This window comes from Streptococcus caballi DSM 19004, assembly GCF_000379985.1.
GTDB lineage: Bacteria > Bacillota > Bacilli > Lactobacillales > Streptococcaceae > Streptococcus > Streptococcus caballi.
Window position 1 is genome coordinate 1 of the sequence record NZ_KB904089.1, and the last position, 15,664, is coordinate 15,664.

Consider the following 15,664-nt stretch of genomic DNA (forward strand, 5'->3'; position numbering starts at 1 on the left):
AATCGCTGGGCTTATGTTTGCTTGATCATTGACCTCTTCAACCGTGAAATCATTGGCCTATCCCTTGGTTGGCACAAGACTGCTGACTTGGTCAAAGAAGCCATTCAAAGCATTCCCTACGCTCTGACCAAGGTCAAACTCTTCCATTCTGATCGTGGTAAGGAGTTTGATAATGCCTTGATTGATGAGATGTTAGAAGCCTTTGGCATCACACGTTCGCTGAGTCAAGCGGNTTGTCCTTATGACAATGCGGTAGCTGAGAGTACCTATCGCTCCTTCAAACTGGAGTTTATCAATCAAGAAGCCTTTCGATCACTAGAGGAACTTGCTCTTAAAACCAAGGAATACGTTCACTGGTGGAATCATCACCGTATCCACAGTAGTCTCAATTATCAGACGCCTATGGCTCGGCAATTGAGCGCTTAATCAAATACACTTTATAAATTTTGTACAGAAAAGTGTTGCCTTTTCACTCTAAAGCACATAAAGGTCTAGATTTCTTAGCCTCTCCGGTTAAAGAGGGAACCAAATGGGGTCTGGAAAAGGTCTCTGGTTTCAAATCTTTAGAAAAGGCTGTCCAAACCGGTAAGAATTTGGTAGGTGATGCCAAGTTTTTAGGAAAAGGCATTAAATTCTTAGGAAAAGTCGGGACGGTAGCAACCTTTGCGGAGCTTGGCTTTGAAGGCATCTCTGGCGGTATTGAGGAATACTCTAAATCGAAAGATATTGGCAAAGCAGTCGGTAAAGGTGCACTCAGCGCTGTATCAAGTGTAGGTCCTCTGGAAGGTGCGACTATTGGAGCTACAATAGGTAGTGCTGTTCCTGTAGTTGGAACAACTGCAGGTGCAGTAGTAGGGGGAATTGTTGGAGGAGCTATCCAAATTACTAAATGGATAGAACCCGATTTCTTTGATGATCCGGTAAAAGGAACAAAAAATATTGTTAATAAAGCTGGTAAAGCTATAAAAGGAGCGACCGATGCAGTCTCTGATGCTATTGGTGGATTCGGTAAGGCGCTAGGGTTTGGGTGATAGTTTATGAAGAAAAAATCTATTTTTAAAGCCAGTTTTGAAGAAAGTTTAAACCTAGAAGAAGATGGTTTCCTGCAATATTATCAAAAAGAACAGGATAAAAAAATAATAAAGCTTCCTAAAAAAGGGTATTCTTCTTTAAAAATTAAATTCACTAGTTTAGTATTGACTCTCCTTTTTCCTATTGGTCTTAATTTTATGTTGATACCAATTCTTATGGTTTTACGGGATGACGCTGAAAATCTAACGTTACCGATATCCAAACATGAATTATTAACAGTCGAAGTTTACCTTATTTGCCTCTTGATATGGCTAATACTGGTGCTCATTGGGAAATTGATAAAACGGGAGTACCTCTTTCCGTATCGTTTCCATTTTCATACTGTAACTTATTTGCTTTGGCTTGTTCTAGAATTTGATTTAGCTGGAATTGAAATTACGTTGCCAACATTGACAGTATGGGGAATTTTGGCATTTGTAATAGTAATTTTATTCTTGGGATATTGGATGTTTAGAGTTAAATATCGTAGTATAATAGAACGTTTGTATGCAGAAAAGATAGAAGTTACGAAGCAAGATAAATTTGCTAAAATATTATCAGTTTATGGTATGGGAATTTTAGGATTACTGATATTTATTAAACAATTTTCTCTAATTTTTATAGGTGGAGTTTCTGACTCGCTAAAAGGTTTCGGATTGCTATTGACTTGGTTTGTTCTAAACGTTGGTTTAGTTGCATTATTCATTTTCATGGAATTCCCGTATTATTTGAACGCTTACTACAAATGGAAGTACCCCGAGGAATACCGCGAATGGGAAGGAAAATCCCTTGAAGAATGGTACGGTAAAAGATATTTGAAAAAGCATCCAGAATTACTAGAAAGGGAAGATTACAATCATAATCGCAAAGAAGACACTATTTAACGCCAGTTTTGAAGAGAGTCTAAATTTAGAAGATGACACAGCCTCAAGTGGGTTTATAACTAGAAATCTAAAAGAGACACAAGAGAAGGAGAAATATAGGGAGACTTTAAAATCCTACATCTGGCTTGTTATATTAACTGTCTTATTTATATATGGGCCGAATTGGCTTTTATATGTAGGAAGTGGCTATATATTTGGCCATGTCGAAAATAAACTCATACAACCAGCAGTCTACAATTTCTTACCCAACTGGGTATTTATATCATTAGGCATCATTTGGTTGGCTCTCATTTTGATTGGTAAAAAGTTTTACCAACAGTTTATATTGATTTATAGAGGACAATTTCACTTATTTGTAACTTACTTTTTATGGTTGTTAATTGAATGGAATTTATTTTGTTTAACAGGATTTTATAGCACTCTTGGACTGCTAGGCACAATTTCTTTCTTAATTGTTGATTTTTATCTTGTTTACCTCATCATTAAAGGTAGATGGAAAAATCTTATAAATCTCGTGTACGGTGGTGCTGAGGAAGCAGGTTCAAAAGTAAATACTATTATCAGCAAGATAGTTAACTATTTCATGATTTTTCTGGGACTATTTTCGGTGCTCTGGCTTTTCGTTAAATCCTTTTTAAATTTTAAGGTTGAAGTAGGTAGCTGGTTAGGTGTTCTGGGGTTAATTGCTTTATGGTTCTTCGTGAATATTCTATTTGCATTTTATGAAAGTTATATCATCCTCCCTTTTATGTTACGTGGTTTTTATCGATTGAAATATCCCGAAGAATACCGCGAATGGGAAGGGAAAACACTTGAAGAATGGTACGGTAAAAGGTATTTGAAAAAGCATCCAGAATTACTAGAAAAGGAAGATTACAACCAGCCCCATGATCACAAAGAAGACACTATTTAACGCCAGTTTTGAAGAAAGTTTAAATCTTGATGATGATGGTTTTTTACAGTATCAGAAGAGGGATGTTTTTTCTAAGTTAGAAAAGTCCTATCGGAAAGGTAGACCTACTGTTGGACTTCATATTCAAAATATCATATTGGTTCTCCTTGGACCGATTGCTATAAATTTTATGATTCTCGTTTTTTCGTTATCTTTACACGAGTCCAATCCTAAAGATTTGACAATTCCCATATCCCGATTTACTTTATTAACAACAGAGGTGTATTTGATTTGCCTCTTACTTTGGATATTTCTGATAATACTTGGTAAAATTTTTAGAAAGGGATACATACTACCCTATCGCAATCATTTTCATGTTATTACGTTTATAATTTGGTTTAGTTTAGAGCTTAATTTATTAGCAATTGATGTTTCATTACCAACATTATCCATTTGGGGAATTGTTGCTATCTTTGGCTTGATGTTAATCTTATCCTATGTCATGTTTACCGGCAGAGTTAGACGCCTCAAAACTCTTCTGTATGGAACGGATGTTTCCCCTAGCTTAAGCGATAAAATAGCCAGTAAGCTAGCTGTTTATGGAATGGGGATTCTTGGTTTGGGTGTTATTATCAACTTTATTTTAAAAAGTTTTTCTATAAAATTTTCAACCTCAATGGAAGGTTTAGGTCTTCTTCTGACTTGGATCGTTCTGAATGTAGCTATCATTGCGATGCTTGTATTTCTGGAATTACCTTGTTATCTTCAAGCCTACTACAAATGGAAATATCCAGAAGAGTACCGTGAATGGGAAGGGAAATCCCTTGAGGACTGGTACGGTAAAAGGTATTTGAAAAAACATCCAGAATTACTAGAAAGGGAAGATTACAATCATAATCGCAAAGAAGACACTATTTAACGCCAGTTTTGAAGAGAGTTTAAATCTAGAAGATGATGGTTTCCTGCAATATTATCAAAAAGAACAGGATAAAAAAATAATAGACTTGTTCGGTAACTACATCATCTCATGGTTGATGATGCCACAAATCAACTCAGCTCTTAATTCAAACCGCTTCCTACGATTACGATAGGGCTGTGCCATGATTTGAAAGGTTGTAAATTTGGCATTAAAGTGCTCAACTTCAATACGCATTGGCAACAGTGGCGCTGGGTGCTTCCAAGTGGTCTAAATCAAAGAGACCTGAAGAACGAAGGGTGTCCTCTACCCAGGTAATGGTCTCATTGACAGTTGCCACACCTACACCAAAATCAAATGCCAACAAGCGTTGAGTGGGGTAATAGCGTAAGTAGCGCAAGGTCATGATCAGTTGGTCTTCTATACTTAGACGGCGTGGGCGTCCACCTTTTCGGTGTTGCTCTTGATAAGCGTTAGTGAGATAATCAAGCATCAGTTGAAACGTCTCTTTTTTAACACCTATCAACAATTTGAAATTTTCTGAGTTTAATTTTAAGGTTTTTTCGTAGGCTGTTTCCATAGCTTTAGTATACCACCTCTGAGTTATCGAACAAGTCTATTATTTTTGTGTACTGAAATCAGCTACTGTCACGTTCAAATCGGTCAAGGCTGTCAAAGAAAAGAAAATTTTTAAAAAAGCTATAAAGGTGGAGAAAGAGAAGAATTACATATCAGATCCTATTTTGGTTAAACAAGATGATGTCTATATTTACAAGGATATCTACATTGAACAGGATGAAAATGGTAGAGAGAAAGTAAGTGTCGAGAACGTGGAGGTTTATCCGTCAGATAGTCATATCCCAAACTCTGTTTCGCAATTCTTGAAACAATTCAAATTGGTTTTAAGCACTAAGTAACGATTAATTGTAGTCAGGGCGTTATTGTTCAATTTTTAATATTCCCACTATAAACAGTTTTTTGCTTTGAAATAACAAAGCTACATCTCGGAGAAGTTTGCTATGTGTCATGGGACATATTTTCTCTGAGGTGTTTTTTTGATACCTTGAGTGGTTAACTTCATTTTAGATCTTTCAGTTTGCTTGTCTCGCAAAATTTCATCATATAATTTTTTTGATTTTAAAGAAAACAGCTTGACAATTGGAAACGATTGCAATAAAATAAAATTAACTTAAACGTTTAAGTTGAGCAAGGTTTTCTTTATTAAAATATTTGTGAGGTATTATCATGAAAAAAGGATTTTACATTTTAACAATTGCAGCACTTTCTTTTACTTTAACTGCTTGTAGTCAAAATTCACAAACTAGTAGTTCTTCTGGAACGAGTACATCAGAAGTTTCATCCAATAAGGTAACTTATTATGATAGTGATGGTAAAACTATTTTAAAAACAGCTGAGGTAAAAACGACTGCAGATGCTTTAGAGTATGTTCCAACAAAAGATGGTAAAAATTTTGTTGGTTGGTTTATTAAACCTGATTATTCACGAAAATTGACAGAGAGTAGTAAATTGACAAATAATTTATCACTTTATGCAGGATTCTCAACTTATGAAGCAGATACACGTCAATTTATTGTTGTTGGAAACGGGAACAGTGATGTTTTAAAGGCATCTAATTGGGGAGCTACTGTCAATGATGAACATAAATTGACTAAAGAAGACAGCGATGATAGTAATCTTTACACTATTACATTGACATTAGAAAAAGGAGATGAGTTCCAATTTGCCATTAATAGCAGTTGGGAAAACCAAAGAGGTTTTGGATATTTAGAAGCTACTAGTATTGATGGTGTGACCTATCTTGAAAATTCAGGTGGTCTAGGAGAAACGTCAAGCAAACGTTCGAATATTAAAGTAGCAAAGGCTGGAACATACACATTTACTTTGACCACACATCCTGCCGAAGACACTTATGATACTGAAAACTCTGAATATGCTGATGATAAGAAAGAGTCCTTCAATATTAATAATTTTGATACAATCACATGGACCTATGAAGAGTAAAAAAATATGGGAGCGGGAAAGAACTCAACTAAGTCAAAAAGAGTTCTCCTCACTTCCAAACATCTAGGTTCGGGCTAAAATAGTCCACTGGACTATTTTACTCCCACCCCCGCACAGTTCCAAAGGTTCCCCGAACCTTTGGAGATTGGAAATGAAGCGAACTCTGTTCGCATCAGTCGTAGAGGTCAAATTTGGAGTGTAAAACACGAATTGCTGAGATTTGCTTCGCAAACCTTATCTCCAACCTTTAACAGTCCACTGGACTGTTAAACCCAATCAACCACTGCGCTGAGATGTTGACACAAACCTTGAAAATTGGTGCTGGGCTTTTTGCCTAGTCTCTATACAAGAATGTTATGATTACTAATTTCTGTACGTTGTGAAGCCCATTCAATTGCTTGAAAGACCTTGTCAAATTTTTCTTCAGAAAAATTAGGAATATACAATTTGGTTTCAGAAGATGAAAGTAAATTATTTAAAATTGAATCTATAACTAATATATTTTTATGGTTATTTGAGGTAAGGTCATCTACTGTTTCAATAAAGACTAGAGAGGGAAAAACTTCTTTTAAACGTTCTCTTCTCACAAAATCTTCAATAGGTAGACTCAGAAAAGTAAAATTCTGTCCTTTGAAGTAAGTGTTTGCTAGTTCTTTCAATTTTTGAAGGTCAGAATTAATTTGAAAGAAGAGTGGGTCATTGACGAAACTATCAAGCGCAATCAAAGGAGCGAAATTGGCATTACCAATTCTGTAAAAATCATCTTTATTGATATCTAAAGTCAGTATAACATCAGCTAAATCAAACTTTTCGATATGTGGCTCACTCAGACACATTAAATGATAGTTTTTATCATGAAGAAAATTTGACAATTTATTAATAAAATGAAGTTGTTCAGCTTTTTTTAAATAGGAAGTTGCCTCTTTATAGTATAAAGCGACAATATATGACTTTTGAGTGACGAGTGATTTTGCTGTTTGATTGGGTGTATAGTTGAGAAGATTGATAATTTGTAGAACTTTATTTCGAGTTTCAGGGCTAATTTTTTGATCTTCACGATTATTGATAATGTATGATACGGTAGCCACAGAGACCCCAGCTTCACGAGCGACATCTTTCATAGTAATCTTTTTCATAGATTTGTTATATAAAAAAATGATTAAAAAGTCAAATTATAATTAGCATAGGAGAGTATGAAATGAATGAAGCAGGAATGTTACATATTCCAGATTCACGATACTGTTTTGCATTAAGTAATCATGAGTTGGTCATTAGACTCAGAATGGCAAAAGAAGATAAGAAGACACGTGTTTATCTTCTTTATGGGAAAAAGTACAACTATCATTTTGAACGTAGTAAAGTGGAAATGCCACTAAAATTTGAAGATAAGACCTTTGTCTATTTTGAAATCAAATTAAAACTAGAAGACACTCGATTGGCTTATATTTTTAAATTGGATAATGATAATCAACAGTACTATTTCAGTGAAGATGGTCTAACAAAAACATATGATTTTGATAATGGTTTTTATAATTTCTTTCAAATGCCATACATTAATGAGGTAGATATTTTTCCAACTGTTGACTGGATGAAAGAGAGTGTTTTTTATCAAATTTTTGTAGATCGTTTTTCGCAAGGAGATTTTGATAAAAATCAGGATTATATTGATATGAAGTGGGGAGAGAAACCAACTCCTAAAAATTTTGCAGGAGGTGACTTAAGAGGTATTATCAATCATCTTGATTATCTCTCTAATTTGGGAATCACTGCAATCTACCTAACGCCAATCTTTAAGTCCCCATCAAATCATAAGTACGACATCATTAATTACTATTCGATTGATGAACATTTTGGCTCTTTAGGAGATTTAAAAGAGTTGGTTGAAAAAGCTCATCAAAAAGGTATGCGTGTTATTTTAGATGCGGTTTTTAACCATTGTAGTATGGAGTCAAAGGAATTTTCAGATGTTATGACCAAAGGTGTCAATTCTCCTTATTATGATTGGTTTTTGATCAATGGCGATTATCCAGATCCTGAAAGCGTTAATTATGAATGTTTTGCTTCTTGCAACTATATGCCAAAATGGAATACTTCTAATCCAAAAGTTCAGGAATTTTTGATTAATGTCGGCTTATATTGGATTAGAGAAGCAAATATTGATGGTTGGCGATTAGATGTATCAGATGAAGTTTCTCATGATTTTTGGCGTCAATTTAGAAAAGCAATCAAAGCTGAGAAATCAGATTGTGTGTTGATTGGTGAAAATTGGCATGATGCTTATCCATACCTAATGGGGGATCAGTATGATAGCATTATGAATTACGCTTTTACTAAAGCCTGTTTAGATTATTTTGCTTTTGATAACTTCAATGCGTTTGATTTGTCTCATCGATTAAACCAAATTTTGATGAGAAACAAGAGTCAAGTCAATCAAATGAATCTAAATTTACTTGATTCTCATGACACTCATCGTATTTTAACACAAGTTGGAAAATCAAAAGATAAATTACTAGCTGCTATCGCTCTAATGTTTGCTTTTCCGGGTGTTCCTTGTCTCTATTATGGAACGGAAATTGGTCTTGAAGGTGGTTATGATCCAGATTCACGTCGAACTTTTGATTGGGACGAAAAAAATTGGGATAAGGAATTTTTAAATCATATAAAAGCGATTATTTCTATGAAAAAGAATAAATGTATCCAAAATGGTGATGTTTCTATCTCGAGTAAGGATGATTTACTTATCATCAAACGTAAATGGAAACAGAATGTTTTGACTTTTCAAGTTAATTTAGGAGCTAAAAAACAGGAGGTCGTTTTATCGGAGTTTATTCTATTGGACAAAGGAGTGCAAGAAAATAGATTTTTATTACCATATGGTTATGTCTTTTATGAAACATAGGAGAAGATAATGAAACTAAAAACATTAAGTGCTATTTCCCTAACAGTGATTCCAAGTTTAATTTTAGCAAATTTTTGTCATCCTTTTCCTTCAAACCAGACTAATTCTACTGGTGAGAGTAGTATTTTTAACGGTGAGTTAGAAAAAGGAGCTGTTATTAAAGTTCTTGAAAATAATACAGCAATTTCTAAAGGTTACTTTTCTGAGTTAATTGCGGCTTTTAATGAAGCTTATTCGGATTATAATATAACGGCAGTAGATGCTAATACAGACCAATATGTTGATTTGGCTAATGATGGTCCTTATGGTTATGGACCCGATGTTTTATATCAAGCTAATGATGTTATCATGCAGTACGCAGAAGATCAGCATATATACCCATTACCTGTGGAAGAGCTAGATGCTTATGATACAACTTCTTCGGCAGCATGGAAAGCCTTTGAAGTTGAGAAAGATGGTACGACTTATACTTGTGGTGTACCCGTTAATGTTCAAACGCCTATGCTCTACTATCGGAAGGATTTGTTACCAAGCGATTGGCAGGAAAATTGGGATGATAATAACAATGATATTCCTGATATGATCGAAACTTGGTCCAGTTTACTAGAATTTTCACAGGAACGTCATGCTGAGAATGCTTCCCAATATGGTTACATGGAATCACTTTATGATTCGTATTTCTCAAGTGGTTTTCTCTTTTCTTATGGAGCTTATATCTTCGGTGATAATAATACAGATACTAACGATATAGGTTTTGCGGCTGGTGATGCTGAAAAAGGGGCTAAAATTATTCAACAACTGGCTTCTGCTATGAATGAAGAAAGCATTGACGATACGATTACGACTAGTGCGTACAGTAAACTAGCAGATGGAACCTATTTTGCAACGATGTCAACTCCTGATGTTTACTCAACGTTTTTAGATGAGTTAATAAAAACTTATGAAAACGAAGGAAAATCTGAGGAAGAGGCAAAAGAGTTGGCTAGTGAAAATCTTGTAATGGTTAGTCTGCCACAATTGCCAGAAAGCGGTGATTTAACGGATGAGTCTTCAGAATTGATTGATACCAAAACGATGGGTGGCGTTAATGGTTACGCTATAAGCGCTTATACGAATTATCCGAATGCAAGTCTTGCTTTTATTAATTTTGCTACTAGTTATGAAAATATTGTTAAGCGCTATGAGATGTTGGGTATAGTACCTACAAGAGAAGATGTGGTAAAAGAAATTGGTGGAGTAACAGAGGCTGTATACGAAAATCTTGAAAACGACAATATTGTTCTTATGCCATCAAATGCAGCAGTTTCACAAATTTGGACACCAACACAAACTTTTTTTGCTGATATCACAAAGGATGTTTTTCGCTCTGAATCTGATAAAAAATATAAAACAAATGAAGAGCTTAAACAAGGGCTAGAGAAAGTGACACAACAGATTAGCGATGCTATTCACACGTTAGAATAGGAGAAAAGATATGTTTAAGCGAGGAATAAAAGCTTTAAGGGAAACATCTGTTGAAGCTAGGACATCCATATTTTGTATGGGATTTGGTCAATTCCTTTATGGACAAAAAGTTAAAGGGATATTATTTTTTGGAATAGAATTAGCATTTTTGAGTTATTTTTTCTTAAGAGGTTTTCAAGATATGGTTGGTTTCTTCACTCTAGGTACTCAAAAAGCTGATACTTGGTTTGGTATAGAGGGTGATAATTCCGTTATCATGTTACTCATGGGGATTTTGAGTTTTATTTTATTAGCACTTGCTTTATACCTATACTACCTCAATGTAAGAGATGCCTTACATCTTGAGCAACTTAGGCGTGAAGGTAAGAAAATACCAACTTTCCGAGAAGAAATTGCAATTATTATGGACAGAGATTTTCCGTTTTTCGTATTGTCTGTACCAGTTTTGGGAATTATGGTTTTTAGTGTTCTACCTATTATTTTCATGATTTTAATTGCATTTACTAATTACGGTGGAAAGATAGTCCCCCCTGAATTAGTAAGTTGGGTTGGACTGAAGAATTTTGTCAAAATTATTTCTCTTTCTCAATTTGCCCCAACTTTTTTCAAAATACTCAGTTGGAATATTGTATGGGGAATTTTATCCACGGGACTGAATTATTTTGGTGGTTTAGCATTGGCATTGCTTTTCACAAATAAGCGTGTTAAAGGAAATGCAATCTGGAGAGCTTTTCCAATTTTAGCTTACGCAATACCAGGTTTTATCAGTTTACTAGCTTTTAAATTTATGTTCTCTTATGGTGGGCCAATCAACCAAATCATACAAGGTTGGGGACACCAAGCCATAGGCTTTCTTGATGTTGATGCAAAATGGTCAGCGCGTGTTATTGGGCTTTTAGTAAATGCTTGGATTGGGGTGCCGTCTATTATGCTTTTAGCAACTGGGTTATTATCTAATAGAGATGAATCGCTTTATGAAGCTGCAGAGATTGACGGGGCGAATAAGTGGGCGCAATTCACAAAAATTACGTTGCCATACATCATCACAGCAACCACTCCTGTTCTTATTGGTCAATTTGTAGGGAATTTCAATAATTTTGGTATTTTTTATTTCTTAAGGGGCGGTCTGTATTTGGATAATTACTTTTTAGCGAGTGATACAGATTTGCTGATTAATTGGTTATACAACCTTTCTATTGATAATAATTATTATAGTATTGGAGCTAGCATTAGTTTGGTTATTTTCCTCTTAACATCAATTGTTTCACTATCAGTTTATGTTCGTTCATCATCATATAAAGAAGGAGGAAATTTCTCATGAAAAAATGGTCAAATATTTTTCAAACATCAGGAATTTATCTCGCGCTTCTTTTGGTGAGTTTTATATTTCTGTTTCCATGTTTATGGTTGATATTAGCTTCTTTTTCAAAATCAGGAACTATCTACTCCTTTGAAGGATTTTTTCCAAAATCTTATAGTTTAGATAGTTTTACAACCCTGTTTACAGATACCGATTTATATAACTATCCTAAGTGGTTTATGAACACCCTTTTTATTGCAACAGCGAGTTGTATTTTGGGAACGCTATTAGTCATTTTAACAGCTTATGCGATATCTAGATTTCAATTCAAAGGGAAGAAAGCATTGATGAAAACAACTATGGTTCTTGGGATGTTTCCTTCTTTCATGGGAATGATTGCAGTTTACTTATTAATGACTCAATTTAACTTGATAAACCGACTATGGGGATTGATTTTAATTTATAGTGCTGCAGCGCCAATGGGGTACTTGACACAAAAAGGATTCTTTGACACCATACCTCATAGCATTGATGAAGCGGCAAGGATAGATGGTGCGACAAGCTTTCAAATTTTTTGGCATATTCATTTACCGCTATCTAGACCGATTATTACCTATACAGCTTTGACAAACTTTGCTTGGCCTTGGAGTGATTTTATTCTACCTAAATTATTGTTAAAAGAAAAAAATCTTTATACGGTCGCTGTTGGCTTAATGAATTTGGATGAAACTGAATTTGCTCGTTTTGCAGCAGGAAGCGTCTTTATAGCAGTTCCGATTGTAATACTTTATTTTTTACTTGTTAAAAATATGGTAAGTGGCATGACAGCAGGAGCAGTGAAATAAGGAGAGAAGAATATGAAAAAAAAGAATTTTAAAGTTTTGTTTAGGAGCAGCAACATTAACAACTTTGATGGCTGTGTCTTTTCTGCAAAATACTGTTTTTGCGAAAAGTTATAATTCTGTAAGTAATAAGGTAGATTTTTCGTCAGATGTCATTTATCAGATTATTACAGATAGATTTTATGATGGTGATATTACTAACAATCCAAGTGGTGATATTTTTGATCAAAGTAACCTTAGAAAATATCATGGTGGAGATTGGAAAGGTATCATTGAAAAGATTGAAGATGGTTACTTAACAGAATTGGGAATAACTGCAATTTGGATTTCATCTCCTGTTGAAAATATCACAACATTAGATCCAACAAGTAATAGCGCTTCTTATCATGGATATTGGACTAGAGACTTTTTTAATACTAATTCGGCATTTGGATCACAAGATGATTTTAAAGAATTAGTATCTGTTGCTCATCAAAATAATATCAAAGTAGTAATTGATTTTGCTCCTAACCATACATCAACTGCGGAGTATACTGGATATACTTTTCCAGAAGATGGCTCGTTATATAAAAATGGTAACCTAGTAGGATCATTTTCTAACGATGTAAATAATATTTTTAATCATGAGTCTTGGACAGACTACAGTACCTATGAAAACGGTATCTACCACAGCCTATATGGTTTAGCTGACTTGAATAACTTGAATCCAACTGTTGATAATTATCTTAAGGAAGCTATAGATACTTGGATAGATTATGGAATTGATGGTATCAGGGTTGATGCTGTAAAACATATGTCACTAGGATGGCAAAAAAATTGGTTAAGTCATGTTTATGAAAATACTGGATTATTTGTTTTTGGTGAATGGTATACTGGAGGTACTGTCGCAGAGGAAGATATGACATCGTTTGCTAATGATAGCGGTATGAGTCTATTAGATTTTAGATTTGCAAACGCAATTAGAAATCTTTATTCAAATAGTGCGTACACCATGCAAGATTTTTACGATGTCTTAAAAGCAACAGAGAGCGACTATGAAGAAGTTAACGATCAGGTAACATTTATTGATAATCATGATATGAGTCGTTTTTCAACGTTAGTTAACAATAATCAATCAGCAGTTAATCAAGCTTATGCACTATTATTGACTTCTCGAGGAGTACCAACAATTTATTATGGAAGTGAGCAATATGATGAAGGAACAAGTGACCCAGATAATCGAGCTGATATAAGTTCGTTTAATCAGAACACTATTGCTTATCAAGTAATTAGCAAATTAACGAACATAAGAAAAAATAATCAAGCATTGGCTTATGGATCTACCGAAGAAAGATGGATTAACTCAGATGTTCTTATTTTTGAAAGGAAATTTGGCTCAAGTGTAGCTTTAGTTGCTGTAAACAAGGGAAGTAGTAGTTATCATATTGATAATTTATATTCAAATTTACCTTCAGGGAACTATAAAGATCAACTTGATTCACTGTTATCGTCTGGATCTATTTCTGTAAATAATGACGGAGTTGTTAATGCGTTTGATCTTGATGGGGGCGAAGTAGGAGTCTGGGTGTATGATGGTGATACTGATACTGTTACTATTGGGGATATTGATCCATCAGTTGGTATTGTAGGTAACGAAGTTACAATTACGGGTAGTGGATTTGGTAATAATACTGGTCAGGTTAGATTTGGAACAACTGTAGCAACTGTTACAAGCTGGTCGGATTCATTAATCAGGGTTAAAATCCCAACTGTTTCTGCAGGTGATTACGATGTTACAGTAACTGGTAGTAATGGTAGTGAAGATACTTTCTTAGATTTCGAGGTGCTAACATCAAGTCAAATTCCAGCTAGATTTATTGTAAACAATGCTGAAACGTTGTACGGTGAAAATGTTTATATTGTTGGTAATGTTAGTGAACTTGGGAATTGGAATCCTGATAAAGCGGTTGGAGTCTTCTTTAATTCAACAGCAACAATAGCTCAGTATCCATCATGGTTTTATGATATAAATGTTCCAGCCAATACCCAAATTGAATATAAGTTTATCAAAAAAAATCAAGCTGGAGAAGTTGTTTGGGAAGGTGGAGAAAATCATACTTTAACAACAGGGACTACAGCAGAAATTATTGAACAAAATTGGCAAAAGTAATAGTGGTTGTATTATATAGTTATTCAGTTTGCTTGTAGTATTAGCTCCGTCAGTTTTGGGAGAGAGTAGTGGATGTGAGAAATACCACGAACAAATCTGCAATAAATCGCTATGCTGAGATGTTCATACGAACCATGAAGAGTGAAGAAGGACTTTTTGTTTGACCTCCCATTCATTGTAGTAATAAATGAAAAGGCAACAGTTTTCTGTACAAAATTTATAAAGTGTGTTTATTAAGCAATGATTCTCCTAGTCATGGGTGTTTGGTAATTGAGACTACCATGAAGGCGATGATGATTCCACCAGTGGACATAATCCTTAGTTTTAAGAGTTAATTCTTCTAGCGAATGGAAGGTTTCTTGGTTGATAAACTCAAGCTTAAAGGAACGATAGGTACTCTCAGCCACGGCATTGTCGTAAGGACAGCCAGCTTGACTCAGTGAGCGGGTGATGTCAAATGCTTCCAATATCTCATCAATCAAAGTATTGTCAAATTCCTTGCCTCTATCTGAGTGAAAGAGCTTGACTTTGGTCAGAGCATAAGGAATGCTTTGAATGGCTTCTTTGACCAAGTTAGCGGTCTTGTGCCAACCAAGGGATAGGCCAATGATTTCACGGTTGAAGAGATCGATAATCAAGCAAACGTAAGCCCAACGATTGGCAACACGGACATAGGTTAAGTCCGTCACAAGAGCTTCAAGTGGCTTCTGGTGGTCAAACTGTCTCTCTAAGAGATTTGGAACGGGTGCTTCATTCTTCCCTTTAGACTGCGGTTTGAAGGTAGCCTTCTGGTAAACAGAAACCAAATTCAATCTCTTCATGATGCGACGAATCCGACGGCGAGACAAGTTGATTCCTTGTGCTTCCAGACATTTTTTTATCTTCCTGGCTCCGTACCTAGACTTACTTTCGAGGAAGATAGATTTGATTTTTTCTCCAAGTTCTGCTTCAGATACTGGTTTAACAGCCTTATAGTAATAGCTAGAACGTGGAAGGTTCAACCAGCGACACATGGCTGAGATGCTGTATTTGTCCTTGTTAGCGGTGATTACTTCTCTTTTCGTGCCATAATCACCGCCGCTTGCTTTAGGATATCTAATTGCATTTCCAGTTCTTTATTGCGTTTTCTGAGTTCTATCAACTCACGTTGTTCATCTGTCAGATTATCGACAGTTTTAAATGAGCCAGTCGTTCTTGCCTGTCTGATCCACTTATCAAAGGTTGA

At 35.1% G+C, this 15,664-nt stretch carries 13 protein-coding genes and 2 pseudogenes; 12 read left to right on the top strand and 3 right to left on the bottom strand.

Annotation, left to right across the window (positions count from 1 at the left end):
- From A3GS_RS0107605 to A3GS_RS0107625, 5 genes are all read left to right on the top strand, one after another.
- The coding region (locus A3GS_RS0107605) for an integrase core domain-containing protein (protein WP_018364831.1) at window positions 1–426 on the top strand (426 nt) is incomplete at its 5' end.
- Between the two features lie 20 nt (window positions 427–446).
- Window positions 447–1,031 (top strand): hypothetical protein, encoded by a 585-nt coding sequence (locus A3GS_RS11680; RefSeq protein ID WP_240430902.1) that lies wholly within the window; start codon window positions 447–449, stop codon window positions 1,029–1,031.
- A gap of 6 nt (window positions 1,032–1,037) precedes the next feature.
- Window positions 1,038–1,955 carry a hypothetical protein gene (locus tag A3GS_RS0107615; protein WP_018364833.1) on the top strand — a complete coding sequence of 306 codons (918 nt, stop codon included), beginning with the start codon at window positions 1,038–1,040 and terminating at the stop codon, window positions 1,953–1,955.
- 280 nt (window positions 1,956–2,235) lie between these two features.
- Window positions 2,236–2,868: a hypothetical protein gene (locus A3GS_RS11685; protein WP_018364834.1), complete on the top strand. Its 633-nt coding sequence runs from the start codon at window positions 2,236–2,238 to the stop codon at window positions 2,866–2,868.
- Window positions 2,843–3,766 carry a hypothetical protein gene (locus A3GS_RS0107625; RefSeq protein WP_018364835.1) on the top strand — a complete coding sequence of 308 codons (924 nt, stop codon included), beginning with the start codon at window positions 2,843–2,845 and terminating at the stop codon, window positions 3,764–3,766. The genes A3GS_RS11685 and A3GS_RS0107625 overlap by 26 nt, the downstream gene beginning before the upstream one ends.
- 96 nt (window positions 3,767–3,862) lie before the next feature.
- On the opposite strand, the pseudogene A3GS_RS11695 reads toward A3GS_RS0107625, so the two are convergent.
- Window positions 3,863–4,343, bottom strand: a pseudogene (locus tag A3GS_RS11695) (transposase family protein).
- A 127-nt stretch (window positions 4,344–4,470) separates the two neighbouring features.
- Here A3GS_RS11695 and A3GS_RS11700 point away from each other — a divergent pair.
- Window positions 4,471–4,680, top strand: coding sequence for a hypothetical protein (locus A3GS_RS11700; protein ID WP_018364838.1), 210 nt, complete (start codon window positions 4,471–4,473; stop codon window positions 4,678–4,680).
- A gap of 328 nt (window positions 4,681–5,008) precedes the next feature.
- The gene (locus A3GS_RS0107645; RefSeq protein ID WP_018364839.1) at window positions 5,009–5,785 is read left to right on the top strand and encodes an InlB B-repeat-containing protein; all 777 of its coding nucleotides are present in this window, start codon (window positions 5,009–5,011) and stop codon (window positions 5,783–5,785) included.
- A gap of 341 nt (window positions 5,786–6,126) precedes the next feature.
- Here the strand turns inward: A3GS_RS0107645 and A3GS_RS0107650 are convergent, their stop codons facing one another.
- Complete coding sequence (locus tag A3GS_RS0107650) at window positions 6,127–6,921, bottom strand: LacI family DNA-binding transcriptional regulator (RefSeq protein ID WP_026216324.1); 795 nt, start codon at window positions 6,919–6,921, stop codon at window positions 6,127–6,129.
- A gap of 62 nt (window positions 6,922–6,983) precedes the next feature.
- Between A3GS_RS0107650 and A3GS_RS0107655 the strand changes: the two genes are divergently transcribed.
- The 5 genes from A3GS_RS0107655 to A3GS_RS0107675 all read left to right on the top strand — a co-directional run bounded on the left by A3GS_RS0107655 (window position 6,984) and on the right by A3GS_RS0107675 (window position 14,439).
- Window positions 6,984–8,684, top strand: a complete 1,701-nt coding sequence (locus A3GS_RS0107655; protein WP_018364841.1) for a glycoside hydrolase family 13 protein — start codon at window positions 6,984–6,986, stop codon at window positions 8,682–8,684.
- Between the two features lie 9 nt (window positions 8,685–8,693).
- Window positions 8,694–10,148, top strand: a complete 1,455-nt coding sequence (locus A3GS_RS0107660; RefSeq protein ID WP_018364842.1) for a sugar ABC transporter substrate-binding protein — start codon at window positions 8,694–8,696, stop codon at window positions 10,146–10,148.
- A 10-nt stretch (window positions 10,149–10,158) separates the two neighbouring features.
- Window positions 10,159–11,469: a carbohydrate ABC transporter permease gene (locus A3GS_RS0107665; protein ID WP_018364843.1), complete on the top strand. Its 1,311-nt coding sequence runs from the start codon at window positions 10,159–10,161 to the stop codon at window positions 11,467–11,469.
- Window positions 11,466–12,293 (top strand): sugar ABC transporter permease, encoded by an 828-nt coding sequence (locus A3GS_RS0107670; protein WP_018364844.1) that lies wholly within the window; start codon window positions 11,466–11,468, stop codon window positions 12,291–12,293. Before A3GS_RS0107665 ends, A3GS_RS0107670 begins: the two co-directional genes overlap by 4 nt.
- Window positions 12,294–12,360: 67 nt before the next feature.
- Window positions 12,361–14,439 (top strand): alpha-amylase family glycosyl hydrolase, encoded by a 2,079-nt coding sequence (locus A3GS_RS0107675; RefSeq protein ID WP_018364845.1) that lies wholly within the window; start codon window positions 12,361–12,363, stop codon window positions 14,437–14,439.
- A 233-nt stretch (window positions 14,440–14,672) separates the two neighbouring features.
- Here A3GS_RS0107675 and A3GS_RS0107680 read toward each other — a convergent pair.
- Window positions 14,673–15,664 (bottom strand): annotated as a pseudogene (locus A3GS_RS0107680) (IS3 family transposase); the annotation flags it as partial.

What these genes read in the sequence shown, in the direction of transcription:
- A3GS_RS0107665 (WP_018364843.1), top strand. Translation starts at nt 10,159, where the DNA reads ATGTTTAAGCGAGGAATAAAAGCTTTAAGGGAAACATCTGTTGAAGCT.
- A3GS_RS0107655 (WP_018364841.1), top strand. Translation starts at nt 6,984, where the DNA reads ATGAATGAAGCAGGAATGTTACATATTCCAGATTCACGATACTGTTTT.
- A3GS_RS0107660 (WP_018364842.1), top strand. Translation starts at nt 8,694, where the DNA reads ATGAAACTAAAAACATTAAGTGCTATTTCCCTAACAGTGATTCCAAGT.
- A3GS_RS0107675 (WP_018364845.1), top strand. Translation starts at nt 12,361, where the DNA reads ATGGCTGTGTCTTTTCTGCAAAATACTGTTTTTGCGAAAAGTTATAAT.
- A3GS_RS0107645 (WP_018364839.1), top strand. Translation starts at nt 5,009, where the DNA reads ATGAAAAAAGGATTTTACATTTTAACAATTGCAGCACTTTCTTTTACT.
- A3GS_RS0107650 (WP_026216324.1), bottom strand. Translation starts at nt 6,921, where the DNA reads ATGAAAAAGATTACTATGAAAGATGTCGCTCGTGAAGCTGGGGTCTCT.
- A3GS_RS0107625 (WP_018364835.1), top strand. Translation starts at nt 2,843, where the DNA reads ATGATCACAAAGAAGACACTATTTAACGCCAGTTTTGAAGAAAGTTTA.
- A3GS_RS0107670 (WP_018364844.1), top strand. Translation starts at nt 11,466, where the DNA reads ATGAAAAAATGGTCAAATATTTTTCAAACATCAGGAATTTATCTCGCG.
- A3GS_RS0107615 (WP_018364833.1), top strand. Translation starts at nt 1,038, where the DNA reads ATGAAGAAAAAATCTATTTTTAAAGCCAGTTTTGAAGAAAGTTTAAAC.